12 protein-coding genes and 1 pseudogene are annotated in these 14,413 nt (G+C 63.2%); 9 read left to right on the top strand and 4 right to left on the bottom strand.

The window, feature by feature from the left end; translation table 11 throughout:
* Positions 1-32: 32 nt before the first annotated feature.
* The 9 genes and pseudogenes from WG900_RS03750 (at position 33) to mazG (ending at position 8,696) form a co-directional block, all read left to right on the top strand.
* A complete protein-coding gene (locus WG900_RS03750) occupies positions 33-1,259 on the top strand; it encodes a D-alanyl-D-alanine carboxypeptidase family protein (protein ID WP_339964770.1) in 1,227 nt (408 codons plus the stop codon).
* Complete coding sequence (gene tmk / locus WG900_RS03745) at positions 1,256-1,885, top strand: dTMP kinase (RefSeq protein ID WP_339964768.1); 630 nt, start codon at positions 1,256-1,258, stop codon at positions 1,883-1,885. Before WG900_RS03750 ends, tmk begins: the two co-directional genes overlap by 4 nt.
* Positions 1,882-2,841: a DNA polymerase III subunit delta' gene (locus WG900_RS03740; protein ID WP_339964767.1), complete on the top strand. Its 960-nt coding sequence runs from the start codon at positions 1,882-1,884 to the stop codon at positions 2,839-2,841. Before tmk ends, WG900_RS03740 begins: the two co-directional genes overlap by 4 nt.
* 29 nt (positions 2,842-2,870) lie before the next feature.
* Positions 2,871-4,430: a methionine--tRNA ligase gene (gene metG / locus WG900_RS03735; RefSeq protein WP_339964766.1), complete on the top strand. Its 1,560-nt coding sequence runs from the start codon at positions 2,871-2,873 to the stop codon at positions 4,428-4,430.
* A complete protein-coding gene (locus WG900_RS03730; protein WP_339964764.1) occupies positions 4,430-5,206 on the top strand; it encodes a TatD family hydrolase in 777 nt (258 codons plus the stop codon). The genes metG and WG900_RS03730 overlap by 1 nt, the downstream gene beginning before the upstream one ends.
* On the top strand, positions 5,203-5,970 hold the full coding sequence (locus WG900_RS03725) for an MBL fold metallo-hydrolase (RefSeq protein WP_339964763.1): 768 nt from the start codon (positions 5,203-5,205) through the stop codon (positions 5,968-5,970). The genes WG900_RS03730 and WG900_RS03725 overlap by 4 nt, the downstream gene beginning before the upstream one ends.
* Entirely contained in the window at positions 5,967-6,143 is a 177-nt protein-coding gene (locus tag WG900_RS03720) for a hypothetical protein (RefSeq protein WP_339964762.1), read from the top strand. Before WG900_RS03725 ends, WG900_RS03720 begins: the two co-directional genes overlap by 4 nt.
* 162 nt (positions 6,144-6,305) lie before the next feature.
* A pseudogene (locus WG900_RS20190) lies at positions 6,306-7,741 on the top strand (ISNCY family transposase).
* A 169-nt stretch (positions 7,742-7,910) separates the two neighbouring features.
* On the top strand, positions 7,911-8,696 hold the full coding sequence (gene mazG, locus WG900_RS03705) for a nucleoside triphosphate pyrophosphohydrolase (RefSeq protein WP_339964759.1): 786 nt from the start codon (positions 7,911-7,913) through the stop codon (positions 8,694-8,696).
* Here mazG and hflX read toward each other — a convergent pair.
* From hflX to WG900_RS03685, 4 genes are all read right to left on the bottom strand, one after another.
* Positions 8,685-10,028: a GTPase HflX gene (hflX, locus tag WG900_RS03700; protein WP_339965316.1), complete on the bottom strand. Its 1,344-nt coding sequence runs from the start codon at positions 10,026-10,028 to the stop codon at positions 8,685-8,687. The two genes, mazG and hflX, sit on opposite strands and share 12 nt — an antisense overlap.
* A complete protein-coding gene (gene hfq / locus WG900_RS03695; protein WP_339964757.1) occupies positions 10,025-10,591 on the bottom strand; it encodes an RNA chaperone Hfq in 567 nt (188 codons plus the stop codon). Before hfq ends, hflX begins: the two co-directional genes overlap by 4 nt.
* A gap of 159 nt (positions 10,592-10,750) precedes the next feature.
* Positions 10,751-12,139 (bottom strand): nitrogen assimilation response regulator NtrX, encoded by a 1,389-nt coding sequence (gene ntrX / locus WG900_RS03690; RefSeq protein ID WP_339964754.1) that lies wholly within the window; start codon positions 12,137-12,139, stop codon positions 10,751-10,753.
* A 17-nt stretch (positions 12,140-12,156) separates the two neighbouring features.
* Positions 12,157-14,385, bottom strand: a complete 2,229-nt coding sequence (locus tag WG900_RS03685; protein ID WP_339964751.1) for a sensor histidine kinase — start codon at positions 14,383-14,385, stop codon at positions 12,157-12,159.
* Between the last annotated feature and the right edge of the window lie 28 nt (positions 14,386-14,413).

The following is a 14,413-nucleotide window of genomic DNA, read 5'->3' as shown; positions in this document are numbered from 1 at the left end:
CAGGCCCGCGCGGTGAGAATGCGGGTGTCCTGTTGAAGACAAAGCTCACGATGATGCTGGCCCTGGCAGCGCTGCCGCTGCTCGGCTCACCGCTGCAATCAGAGCCGACTCGCGTCATCGTCTCGGTTGCCGATGCGCCCGAAGTCACGGCAACGCCGATTGCCGTGGGCGACCGCGCGCATCCGCCAGTTGAACTGGACACGATCCCGATCGCCTTCCTCGTCGATGTCGGGTCAGGGCAAGTGCTCTATTCGAAGGAGCCCGATCGCCGGTTCCTGCCCGCCTCGATCACCAAGGTGATGACGCTTTATACCGCCTTCGATCTGCTCAAGGCAGGCCGGATCAAGCCCGAACAGCCTATGGTGATGAGCCCCGAGGCCTATCGCAAGTGGCACAATGTCGGCACGTCACTCGAACTTGACCTGACAAAGCAGGCCAATGTCGAAACGCTGGTCCTCGCGATTGCGAACATATCGGCCAACGATGCATCGGTGGTGCTGGGCGAAGGTGCGGCCGGAACGGTCGATAACTGGATCACCCTGATGAACGCCAATGCCCGGCGGCTGGGCATGACCAACAGCCATTTCGGCACGCCGAACGGCTGGATGGACCAGGGCGAAACCTATGTCACCGCGCGCGATCTGGTCACGCTGGCGACCGCCATGGTCTCCGCCCATCCGGACCTTTATGACCATTACATCGGCCATGCGTCGCTGAAATGGGACGACCGCATGAAGCGGAATCACGATCCGCTGATCGGCAAACTGCGCGGCGCAGACGGGATCAAGACCGGTTTCACCAACCAGGCCGGCTTCGGCTATCTCGGATCGGCAGAGCGCGACGGGCGCCGTCTGGTTATGGTCGTGGCCGGAGTCGACCGCGGCAAGGAACGCGACAAAGCCGCCGCCGCGCTGATGGAATGGGGCTTCTCCGCCTTTTCCAACCGCCCGATCTTTGCGCCGGGTTCGCGGGTTGGCGAAGCGCGGGTGCAGGGAGGTGAGAACCTGACCGTGCCGCTTGTCGCGCCCGCCGCCTTCGGCATCACGTTGCCGCGCGATGCGGGAGGCGACGTGCATGTGCGCATTGACTATGACGGGCCGATCCAGGCTCCGGTAAAAAAGGGAAGCATGATCGCCGCGCTCGAAATTGTTACCGGCAAAGGCGAACCGCACCGCGTGCCCCTTTTCGCCGGGACTGACGTCGCACCAGCTGGCTGGCTTGCCCGCCTGCGCAACGGCATCGTGAGCCCGCTGCTGTGACCCCCCGGGGCCGCTTCATCGCGCTCGAAGGCGGGGAAGGGGCGGGCAAAAGCACGCAGGCCCGCTTGCTCGCTGACGCCTTGCGCGATCGCGGCCTTGAAGTGGTCACCACGCGCGAACCGGGCGGCACGGCGGGTGCCGAGGCGATCCGGGCGCTGCTGCTCGGGCTTGACGGCGATGGCTGGAATCCGCGCGCCGAAGCGCTGCTGTTCGCCGCCGCACGCTCGGATCATGTCGAGCGGCTGATCTTGCCGGCCGTGACTCGCGGCGCATGGGTAATCTGCGACCGCTTCGTCGATTCAAGCCGCGCCTATCAGGGCGGCGGCGGCGGCCTTTCCGACGACGATGTAATGGAACTTCATCGCATCGGCAGTCAGGGCTTGCTGCCCGATCTCACACTGCTGATCGAGGTCAGGCCGGAAGTCGCTGACGCAAGGCTTTCCGCGCGCGATGGCGACGTTTCGGACCGCATCGGCGGCCGCCCGGCAGAGTTCCACGCCCGCGTCGCCGCCGCTTTCGCGCGCTTTGCCGCGGAGCAGCCCGAACGCTTTGCCCTTATCGACGGCAACAATGACGCCGGGGCCACTCACCGCGCGATCCTTTCCGCTATTAAGCCGCTGACGTGACGCTGGTCGGCCACGAAGAGGCATGGCGCGAATGGCGCCGCGCCATGGCGGGCGACCGGATGCACCACGCGTGGATGCTGGTCGGCCCCAAGGGCACCGGCAAGGGCCTGTTCGCCCGCGCAGCCGCTGCCGAACTCGTGGCGCAGGAGGGCGTCTCGCAGCCTTCCTGGGACCATCACCCCGATATACTCATCCCCGAACACCCGCCTGAAAAGGGCGAAGAGAAGAAGGCCGAGGCCGGCGATCCCGATGTGAAGCGCAAGCGCTCAATCCCGGTCGAGGAAGTGCGCGCCCTCCAGCGCCGGCTGACCACGCGGCCAACGCTGGCCAGCCGCCGCGCGGTGATTTTCGATCCAGCGGACGATCTGGAACGCGCCGCCTCAAATGCCTTGCTCAAGAGCCTTGAGGAACCGCCGGCCGGCACGTTCTTCCTGCTCGTCACGCACCGCCCGGCGCGGTTGCTGCCGACCATCCGCTCGCGCTGCCGGGTTCTGCGATTTCCGGCGATCAGCGATGCCGACATGGAGCGCATCCTCGCCCTCGAAGCGCCCGAAGCCGACGCCGCGACCCGCAGCGCCGCGATTGCTGCCGCGGGGGGATCGCCGGGGGCAGCGCTCGGGTTCGTCGATCAGGATCTGGCGCCCTTGCACCGGATCATGGGCCGGCTGGTGCAGGAAGGCGATGAGCACTTCGCCCTGCGCGGCGAGTTTTCCGCCCTGATCGGCGCCCGGCCTGACCGCGAACGCCAGCTCGCCACGCTCGACCTTGCCCGCGCCGTGCTCACCGGCATGTTGCGCGTCGCCAGCCCCGCGCAGCAGTCGCGCGTGATCGCGGCCCATGCCGAGCTTTCGAGCCTGACGGCGCTGGTCCCGACCCACAATTTCGATGCCGGCCTGCTGGCTATGGAAATTGGCGGGTTGCTGGCCTCGGCAGCCATGCCTAGAGAGACGGCCTGACTTGCAGCATTGAAAGTACCCAACCGGCAATGGCCGATCCCTATTACATTACCACGGCGATCTCCTACCCCAACGGCAAGCCGCATATCGGCCACGCCTATGAGGCGATTGCAGCCGATGTCATCGCCCGCCACCAGCGCATGCGCGGGCGCGACGTGCGATTCCAGACCGGGACCGACGAACACGGCCTGAAGATGGCGCAAAAAGCACGTGAACTGGACACGACGCCACAAGCACTCTGCGATGAAATGTCGCAGTATTTCATAGAAATGTGCGACTCACTGAATGTCAGTTATGACGTGTTCATGCGCACGACCGAGCCCCGCCACCACGCGGCCAGTCAGGCCCTGTGGCAGCGGATGGAGGCCAATGGCGACCTCTATCTCGATCGCTACGAAGGCTGGTACTCGATCCGCGACGAAGCCTATTACGACGAAAGCGAGCTGACCGACGAGGAAGGGGGCCAGAAGCTCTCACCCCAAGGCACCCCGGTCGAATGGACGGTCGAGGAAAGCTGGTTCTTCCGTCTCTCGAAATATGCCGAACCGCTGCTGGCATTGTACCGCGACCATCCGGAATTCCTCCAGCCCGACAGCCGCCGCAACGAAGTCCTGCGCTTTGTTGAGGGCGGACTGCGCGATCTTTCGGTATCGCGCACCAGTTTTGACTGGGGCGTCAAGGTTCCCGGCAGTGACAACCATGTCATGTATGTTTGGGTCGATGCGCTGACCAACTATTTGACCGGACTAGGTTTTCCCGATGAAACCGAGGAAATGGCGAAATGGTGGCCAGCCGATCTCCACCTGATCGGCAAGGACATCGTGCGCTTCCACACGGTCTATTGGCCGGCCTTCCTGATGAGCGCCAAGTTGCCGCTGCCCAAACAGGTGTTCGGCCATGGCTTCCTGCTCAATCGCGGGCAAAAGGAATCGAAGTCGCTGGGCAATGTCACCGATCCGCTGGGCTTGGCGGATCGCTTCGGCGTCGATGTCCTGCGCTATTTCCTGATGCGCGAAGTTGCTTTCGGGCAGGACGGATCCTATTCGCCCGAGGCCATTGTCCTGCGCGGCAACAGCGAACTGGGCAACGCTTTCGGCAACCTCGCGCAGCGCACGCTGAGCTTTATCGCCAAGAACCTCGAAAGCGCACTGCCGCGCATTTCCGGGCATGACGAAGCTGATGACGCGCTGTTTTCCGCGGTTGGCAAGGCCGTTCATCACGATATTCCCGCCTTGTTTGACGCCGTCGCCCCCACGCAAGCGCTCGAAACGTGGACCCAGGCCGTCTTCGCCTGCAACGCCTATATCGACGTGCAGGCCCCCTGGGCGCTCCGTAAGACCGATCCGGAACGCATGGAAACCGTGCTGGCCACGCTCTACATCTGCATCGCGCAGCTTGCCGTGGCCGCGCGCGCGGTGATCCCGGCGAGCGCCGACCGACTGCTTGACGCCATGGGCATCGCGCCAGGTCTGCGGACATACGAGGCAATCGGCTCGCACTGGTATTCGCCGCTGGCGGAAGGCGAATTCCGCCTCGCCGCGCCGACGCCGCTGTTTCCGCGCCTTGAACTGCCCGCTGAAGACGTCTGATGCTGATCGATTCGCACTGCCACCTCAATTACAAAGGCCTCGTCGAAGAGCAGCAGGCCGTGCTGGCCCGCGCGCGCGCCGCCGGGGTGACCGGGTTTCTCAACATCTCCACCCGTGAACGCGAATGGGCCGACATCATCGCGCTGGCTGAACAGGAAAGCGACGTCTGGGCCAGCGTGGGCATTCATCCGCACGAGGCCGACGCCCATGCCGATCTTGGCGAGGCTGCGCTACTTGAAGCTGCCGCGCACCCGCGCGTGGTGGCCATCGGAGAGACCGGGCTGGACTACTATTACGATCACTCCGACCGGCAGACCCAACAGGCGCTGTTCCGCACGCACATCGCCGTTTCGCGCGAGACCGGCCTGCCGCTGATCGTCCACACCCGTGATGCCGAAGACGATACCGCCGCAATCCTGTCGGACGAAATGGGGAAGGGGGCCTTCCCCGCGCTGATCCACTGTTTCACAGCCTCAGCAGTTTTCGGCCGCAAGATGATCGATCTGGGGCTGACTATATCGCTATCTGGTATCGTAACTTTCAAAAATGCCAAGGACTTGCAGGCCGTAGCCGCTGAAGTGCCTGAGGACCGGCTCTTGGTCGAAACCGATGCGCCGTTCCTCGCGCCGATCCCGCATCGGGGCAGGGTCTGCGAACCGGCTTTCGTGGCTGATACTGCGCGTTTCGTTGCGGGCCTGCGCGGCGTTTCGGACGAGGACCTGCGCGCCACAACCAGCCGTAACTTTTTCAATCTGTTCACGAAAGCTGCCGCATGAAGGCGCTGATCCTCGGATCAGGCACATCGACCGGCGTGCCGCGCGTCGGCAACGATTGGGGCGATTGCGACCCAGTAGAACCACGCAACCGGCGGCTGCGCGCCTCGATCCTGGTGGAAAGCGACGATGGTTCGCGGCTGCTGGTCGATACTTCGACAGACTTGCGCGCGCAGTTGCTCGCTAATGATATCGACCGAATTGACGGCGTTTTCTGGACGCACGAGCACGCTGATCACTGCCACGGCATCGATGACCTGCGCGTCCTGCGCTATGGCCGCGGCGGGCCGTTGTTGGGCTATGCCCACAGCGATGTCGTGCGCATCCTGCGCCAGCGGTTCGGCTATGCTTTTGCCGGGCAGCATGGCTATCCGACGATCATTTCGCTCGAAAGCCTCGATCGCTTGCGGATCTGCGCCGGGATTGGCGTGGCCAGCGTGCAGATGCCGCACGGACCCGGCGAGACGACCGGCTTTCGCTTTGATAGCAATGGAAAGACAATCGTTTACGCGACTGATTTCAGTGCCGTTACCAAGGAAATGCTCGATCTGTTCTACGGCTGCGACATACTCGTAGTTGATTGCCTGCGCCGCGAACCGCATCCGACGCATTGCCACCTGGAAATGGCGATCGAACTGGCCAATGCGACGCTCGCCAAGAAGGCCGTGCTGACGCATCTCGACAAGTCGATGGACTATCAAACGCTGAGCCGCGAGGTGCCGGAGCATGTGCTGGTCGGATATGACGGTATGGAGGTCACGGCATGACCGGCGACAAGCTCGTTTCGCTCGCGGCGCTGACGGCGTTCGGGTTTTTGGCCTGGCGGTCCTATCGCAGCTATCGCAAGTCCGGGCGCGAGACCGCGATAATGGCAGCGGCCTGGGTCGGCATTTTCGTCGCGGTTGTTTTCGTGCTCAAACAGCTTGGAGTGGAGCAATGACGCCCCCTTCTGTCGTTCCCAATTTAACATAATATATATTATCAATCTAATATGTTGTAAGCGCAACTTAGAGATGTCACTCCCCGCAAGTTAGAGATCTCACAAGCGGGACGTCTAGCGGTTCCGGTGGCATGTCTTCCTGCGAGGCGGGAGGACACGCTTATGACGGTGGTGGCGATGATCCATGGTGAGCTTTCACGGCACGATACGCTGCTTCGCTTTGAGCGCGGCGAACTGAGGATCGGAGATGTAGCGGTGCTGCTCGGGGTCTGTCGCCGGCAGGTTACCGGTTGCTCGACCGATTGCGTGCGGACGGCCCGGAGGGTCTCGTATCCTGGAAGCGTGGCCGCCCGAGCAACCGTTCGGTCAAGGCGGAGATGCGCAACCAGATTCTCGGCCTGGTCCGGCAGCACTACCATGATTTCGGTCCGACGCTGGCAACCGAGTATCTGGCTGAGCGGCATCAGATCACCATTTCGCACGAGACACTTCGCAAGTGGATGATCCAGGAGGGACTCTGGAAGGATCGCGATGCCCGCCGTCCGCGCCTCTATCAACACCGCTATCGTCGCGACTGCCGTGGCGAGCTGGTTCAGGTTGATGGCTCGAAGCACTGGTGGTTCGAGGATCGCGGTCCGCAATGCACGCTGCTGGTGTTCATCGACGATGCGACCAGCGAGTCGATGCACCTCAGGATGGTCGAGAGCGAGAACACCTTCGCCTACATGGATGCGATGAGCGCCTACATCGAAGCGCACGGCAAGCCGCTGGCGATCTACTCGGACAAGCACGGCGTGTTCCGCAACAACACGGCCTCGGCCAAGGGCGATGGTATGACCCACTTCGGCCGGGCGCTGGAAGCACTCAACATCGAGATCATCTGCGCCAACTCGCCGCAGGCCAAGTGCCGGGTCGAGCGGGCCAACGGCACGCTGCAGGACCGCCTGGTGAAGGCGATGCGGCTTGAAGGTATCTCGACCATTGCCGAGGCCAACGTCTTTCTGCCTGGTTATATGGCCCGCCATAATCAGCGGTTCGCCAAGGCACCGTTCGATCCGCGCGATGTGCACCGCCCCCTCGCCCTGCATGATAATCTCAAGGCCGAGATGGTCTGGCGCGAGCAGCGCACGGTGACCCAGGCGCTGACGCTGCATTATAACGACGCTGCATTATAACAAGGCGCTGATCATTCTCGAGATAACAAGGCGCTGATCATTCTCGAGCCAACCGAGGTCAGCCGCCCCTTGGCGGGCAAACGGGTTGATGTGTGCGAGTATCCCGACGGCCGGCTCGAGATCCGGCACGGCGACGAAGTCTTGCCCTACCGGGTGTTCGACAAGATTCGGCAGGTCAATCAGGCGGCGATCGTCGAGAACAAGCACCTCGATGCCGCGCTAGCGATGGCCAGGGCGATGCAGGAGATGTTGCCGCCGAAGAAGCGCAACAACAACGAACCGTGCCGCCGATCGCAGGGGGCGCATATGTTCCCCTCGCCTACCAAGGCGGACGAACACTCGGTGAAGCGCAAGCGGGGCCGTCCTCCCCTTCCCCGGCTCAGCCCAATCGAAGCGGCGCAGCGCATGCTCGAGCCGGTGTGAGGGAGCCCACTGCAAAGCAGCGGGTCCGGGGCTCCATTACCGCCAGACCAGCGCACCAGCAGGGGCTACGCTGCACAAGATCGAAGGGTTCCGCGCAGCCCCTGCTGCATCAGACGGTGACATCTCTATCTGGTGGAAATAGTGTCTTCTTTAAATTGCAGGAACATTTATGTCAGAACCCTTGAACCGCCTTCTCTCGATCATGGCCCGCCTGCGCGACCCGCAGGACGGCTGCGAATGGGATGTCGCCCAGACCTTCACTACGATCGCGCCCTATACGATCGAGGAAGCCTACGAAGTCGCCGACGCCATCGAGCGCGACGATATGGCGGCGCTCAAGGATGAGCTCGGCGATCTCCTGCTGCAGGTCGTGTTCCACGCCCGCATCGCCGAAGAAGCCGGCCACTTCGATTTCGCCGCCGTGGCTGATGCCATCAGCGAGAAGATGTCCGCGCGCCATCCGCACGTGTTCGGCGACCAGCCCAACCTGGGCCAATCGCGCGAAGTCCGCTGGGAAGCGCTCAAGGCACAGGAACGCGCAGCCAAGGGCGCCAGCAGCGCGCTCGATGGCGTGGCGAGCGCCCTGCCGGCTCTTATGCGCGCTGAGAAGCTGCAGAAACGCGCGGTGCGCGTTGGATTCGACTGGCCGGACGTGTCAGGTCCGGCTGACAAGGTGCGCGAGGAAATGGCCGAGCTCGACGAAGCGCGCGATCCCAATCACGTCGCCGAGGAAGCCGGCGACTTCCTTTTTGCCGCCGTCAATCTCGTCCGCAAGCACGGTATCGCGCCCGAAGATGCCCTGCGCCGCGCCAATGCGAAGTTCGAACGGCGTTTCCGCCAGATGGAGCAATTCGCCAACGCCCGCGGCGAGGACTTCGCCGCGCTCAGCCTCGACCAACAGGAAGCCCTCTGGCTTGAGGCCAAGGCCTCAGAGACCAAAACCTCACAGGTGTGAGTAGCGGCCGAATTCGCGCGGTGTGAGCCGCACGGTCAGGCGGCGCTGGGGGCCTTGCTCCCCTTCCCCGATTTCGTCGCCGGCCCCGATTTCCTCTTCGGAGATCACTTCGCCGTGGGCGCGCAACCACGCAATGCGTTGCCCGTCACTGGCGGGCAGCACGAAAACATAGCTCTGCGCTTCGGCGGTGAGCATATGACCGAGAACTTCTAACAGATCGTCACAGTTTTCACCCGTAAGCGCCGATAATGTAACGATCTTGTCGCCTTTGCGTCGCGCCCGCTCTTCATCAAGGCCGGCCATGCGATCAGGTTCGAGCAGGTCCCACTTGTTCCAGACCTCGACGATCGGCGCCTTCGGTTCCTCGCCTTCCTCTGTCTCGATAAGGCCGAGTTCTGCCAGCACATCCAGCACCTGTGACTTCTGCGCCTGACTGTCGGGATTTGCGATGTCGCGGACGTGGACAATCACGTCTGCCGCCGTGACCTCTTCCAGCGTGGCGCGGAAAGCCGCGACGAGCTGCGTCGGCAGGTCCGAAATGAAACCCACTGTGTCTGACAGTATGGCCTTGTCCACGCCCGGCAACCGGATCGCGCGCATCGTCGGGTCCAGCGTGGCGAAGAGCAGGTCCTCGGCCATGACGTCTGCCCCGGTCAGCCGGTTGAACAGCGTCGATTTGCCCGCGTTGGTGTAGCCGACCAGCGCAACGACCGGCCAGGGCGCCTTGCCGCGCCGCGACCGGTGCAGGCCGCGTGTGCGGCGCACTTGTTCCAGTTCGCGCCGCAACCGGGCCATACGGTCACGGATCATGCGGCGGTCAGATTCGATCTGGGTTTCGCCCGGACCGCCAAGGAAGCCGAAGCCGCCGCGCTGGCGTTCAAGGTGAGTCCAACTGCGGACGAGCCGCCCAGCCTGATAATCGAGGTGCGCCAGTTCGACCTGCAGCCGGCCCTCCGCCGTCCTCGCGCGTTCGCCGAAGATTTCGAGGATCAGACCGGTGCGGTCGATCACCTTGCGCTTGAGCTTTTCCTCAAGGTTGCGCTGCTGGATCGCGGTGAGCCCGCCATCGACGACGACGAGTTCCGCTTCGCCCAACGTGCAGGCCGTAGCGATGTTCTGGATCTGGCCTTCGCCGAACAGCGTTCCCGCCTTCGGCTCGCGCACCGGGATGATGATCGCTTCCACGACCTCAAGTCCGATGGCGAGCGCCAGGCCCTTGGCTTCTTCAAGCCGCGCGTCGCCATCGCCGCCCCTGCCCCGGATAACCGGGCAAACGACGACGGCCCGTGCGCCGCGGGCTACCTCGCCGACGAGATCGTCATCCTGGTTCAGGAGTCGTCCTCGTCTTCCTCGCCCTGGAGGTCGACCGGCGTGACCGGTTGGATTGTCGAGACAGCGTGCTTGTATGCGAGCTGCACATAGCCCTCGCGTTCCAGCAGCATGCAGAACAGGTCATAGGCGGCGACGCGGCCTTGCAGCATCACGCCGTTGACCAGGAACATCGTCACCTGCACGCCGGCGGCGCGGATCGAGGCGAGGAACACGTCCTGCAGCAGGCGCTGGCGCTTGTTGCCTTCGGCGCTGGAAAACTGGCGGGCATCGACCGGCTGGCTGGGCATGATCGTGCTGATCGCGTGCTTGTAAACCAGCTGCGAGGCGCCATCGCGGCGCAGCAGGATCGAGAAATTGTCAAACCAGGTCACGATGCCCTGCAGCTTGACGCCTTTTACGAGGAACATCGTCACCGGGGTCTTGTTCTTGCGCAGAAGGTTGAGGAACTGGTCCTGAAGGTTGGGGCTCCCCTTCCCTCCCGTCAGCGGGACGGGCGCTTCGCTTTCAACAGCGGCGGAAGCAGGTTTGGCGCGAGCAGTCAGCGTCTTCGTAGGTCCGGGCATCAGTTACTTCCTTCTATTTTGGCGGCCGTTGATACGGTCCGCGATCAGGCCGAACGTCCCGCCTGCGAAGCGGGTGATCAGCCGTTTGGTTGAAGAATGCTACTATCAAGCCGGCCACGGGTAAATGCGGAAAATGGCAATAATATTACACAATTTCCGTCAGGCTTCGGCTTCTTCCTCAACGTCCTTGCCCACCATTCCCAGCAGCTTGAGCTTCCTGTGGAGGGCGGAACGCTCCATGCCGATGAAAGTTGCCGTCTTGGAGATATTCCCCGAAAACCGCCGGATCTGTACGCGCAGATACTCACGCTCGAAGTTCTCGCGCGCCTCACGCAGCGGCACGCCCATCAGTGCCGAGAGGCCCGATTCGCCGGCGATCCGGCCCGAGAGGATTTCTGGCGGAAGCATATCCGCCTCGACCCGGCCAAGCTTGTCGCGCGGGGTGAGGATGACGGTGCGTTCGACCACGTTGCGCAACTGGCGCACGTTGCCCGGCCATTCATAGCTCTGCAGCGCGGCCATGGCTTCGGAGGAAACCTCCGGTGCGGCCAGTCCCTGATCGGCGGCATAACGCGTAAAGAAGTGGTCGACGAGCGAGGGAATGTCATCACGCCGGTCCGACAGTGCCGGCACGTGAACCGGGACGACGTTGAGTCGGTAGAACAGGTCTTCGCGGAAGCGGCGCTCGGCGATTTCGCGTTCGAGATCCTTTGATGTCGAGGAAATCACCCGCACATCGACACGGACCTGCCGGTTGCCGCCGACGCGTACAAAGGCCTGTTCAGTCAACACGCGCAGGATGCGGGCCTGGGTCGACAGCGGCATGTCGGCCACTTCGTCAAAATAGAGCGTGCCACCATCGGCCATTTCGAGGAGTCCGGGGCGGACGAGATTTCCGTCCTGTTCCTCGCCAAACAGCTCGTGTTCAAAACGTTCGGGCGTGATGCGCGCCGAATTGACGCTGACAAAGGGACTGACGGAACGCGGGCTCCAGTCGTGCAGCAGGCGAGCGGCAATTTCCTTGCCCGAACCGGCCGGCCCGGTGATCAGCAGGCGGCTGCCGGTATTGGCAACGCGCTTGAGCGTGGCGCGGACCTGGTTGATTGCGCTGGAATTGCCGGTGAATTCGTATTCGGGCACCCGGTCCTTCTTGAGGCGGGCATTCTCGCGGCGCAGGCGCTCGGTTTCGGTGGCGCGGCCGACGAGCAGCAGCAGGCGCTCGGCCTCGAACGGCTTCTCGATGAAGTCCATCGCGCCGCGACTGATGGCGGAAACGGCCGTGTCGATGTTGCCGTGGCCCGAGAAGATCACCACTGGCAGTTCGGGTTCGCGCGCCTTGATCGCGTCAAGCACTTCAAGTCCGTCCATCGGGCTGCCGTGGAGCCAGACGTCAAGCAGGACGAGGCTGGGACGACGCTCGTCAATCGCGGCGAGCGCGGCGCCGCTATCTCCGGCGGTGCGGCATTCGTACCCCTCGTCGCTGAGCACTCCAGCGACGAGATCGCGGATGTCGCGTTCATCATCGACGATCAGGATTTCGAGCGCCATAAGCTTCCTCTTCTCAACTATTCTGCAGCTTCGGACGCGGGGCGCCGCGCCAAAGGATCGCGCGCAAAGCGCATGGTGACGAGCGTGCCGCCGCTCTCGACCGAGGCGAAAGTCATGACGCCGCCGTGTTCCTCGATGATCTTCTTGACGATGGCGAGGCCGAGCCCGGTGCCCTTTTCGCGCGTGGTTACATAGGGTTCGGCAATCCGTTCACGGTCTTGCGGAAGGCCGATGCCATTGTCCGACACGACGATGACAACCTGATCGGCTTCGGCGCACATCTCGACCGAGACTTTACCGCGATAATCGGCCGGAGCATTGCGCGCTCGCGCCTCGACCGCCTCGATCGCGTTCTTGATGACGTTGGTCATCGCCTGTCCGTACTGGTGGCGGTCGCAAAGGATGCGGTCAGGTACGTCGGCTTCAGCGCGGAAGTTGAAATCGATATCGGGCCGCGCGACTTCCTGCAGGAACAGCGCCTGCCGGGCGAGATCGACCGGGTCCTCGTTACGAAACACGGGCTTGGGCAGCCGCGCAAAGCTGGAGAATTCGTCGACCATCTTCCGCAAGTCACCAACCTGCCGGATAATCGTGCTGGTCAGTTCGCTGAACAGTTCCGGATCGTTGATGATCTGCTTCTTGTAACGCCGGTTTAGGCGTTCAGTGGCGAGTTGGATCGGGGTGAGCGGATTCTTGATCTCGTGCGCGATGCGGCGGGCCACGTCAGACCAAGCGGCCTGCCGCTGATCGAGCACCTGCCGAGTGATATCTTCAAATGATATCACGTGACCGGCCCGGTCCTTGGCGATCTTGACCGCGAGGGTAAGCAGGTCGCCGCCCTTGCCATACTGGATCACACCCTGATCGCGTCCGGTTTCCATCAGCGCAGCGAACTGCGGCGCTGCATCGGCGAGCTTCTTGCTTACCGGGTCGGCATCCTGATCGCCATAGAGCAGCCGCATGGCCGGGCTGTTGATCAGCTGGATCACGCCCTTGCCATCGACCGAGATCACACCGGCGGACACTGATTCCAGCACGGCTTCGATAAACGCCCGGCGTTCGTGAAGCTGCTGGTTGGCACTGACCAGCGCCTGCGTCTGGCGTTCAAGCTGGGCGGTCATGCGGTTGAACGCGCGGTTGAGCAGCCCCACCTCGTCCGCGCCGGTGCGCCCTTCGACCCGCATCGAGAAGTTGCCCGAACCGACCTGCCGGGCGGCGGACACCAGATCGTAGAGCGGCTTCACCTGCCGGTCGGCAAAGCGCAGCGCGAACCAGACCGCGAGCCCGACAATCGCCAGCGAGGCGGCGAACAGCGCGATGTTGAAGCGCAGTTGCAATTGCCGCGCACGCGCCGTGAGCACTTCGTAATCGCGCACAATATTCTCGGCCCGCTGACCCTGGCTGAAGGCCAGCAGGTCTGATGTGCGCGCCGCGTAGAGGTAAATCCCGGCCTGCTTGTCGATCGGCACGACTGCCTCGACCCGGTTGGCGTTGACCGTCACGACCAGCGGCTCGCCCTTTTCGAGGCGCGAAAGCACTGCGGGCTGGACCCGTTCGCGGCTGGCATTGCCTTCGGGATCGACGATGGCGACAGTGAGCAGTTTGCCATCTGACCCCTTCTGCAGGATCGCGCTTTCGTTCAGCCGCCGGTTGAGCACCTGGTAGGAATAGCCTTCGCGGAAAGCAGGGCTGAGGATCGGCACCTGGGCGAGATACTGGTGCAGGTCGCTCGCCATCATGATCGATTCGTTGCCGACATCGCGCACGTTCTGTTCGTAATAACCGACGGCGAGCTTGTTGGCGTTCTCCAGCAATCCGCGTGACTTGTCGGAGAACCAGAATTCGACGCCCGACTGGAACAGGTACGAAGCGAAAATCACCACGAGCAGGGTGGGGATTGCCGCGATCATCGAGAACAGGAAAACCAGCTGTGTGTGCAGCCGGCCGGTCCCGCCCAGCGTTTCAGCCGCCCGTTGCAGCGCGAGCCGGCGGCCCAGCAGGACCAGCAGCGCCATTGCCGGCACCAGCGTGCCGATCAGCAGCGTGGCCGTGACATTGGTGGAGAGGAGCTGCCCTTTTTCGTCGGGCTGAGTCACGGTGAAGACCGTGATCGACGACATGATGACGAATGCGATCGCTGCGGCAACCGCCATCAACGGGAAAAAGTTGGCCCGCCGTGCGGTTACCTGCAGCCGGCGCCAAAAGCGCTGCCAGCCACTCCGCCTGCGGATGTATGCTTCTTCCATCGTTGCGCCGTTACAACGCGACTGTTGC

Origin of the sequence: Novosphingobium aquae, from assembly GCF_037572715.1 — a bacterium.
GTDB classification, from domain to species: Bacteria; Pseudomonadota; Alphaproteobacteria; order Sphingomonadales; family Sphingomonadaceae; genus Novosphingobium; species Novosphingobium aquae.
This window is presented reverse-complemented; position numbering and strand designations above follow the sequence as displayed.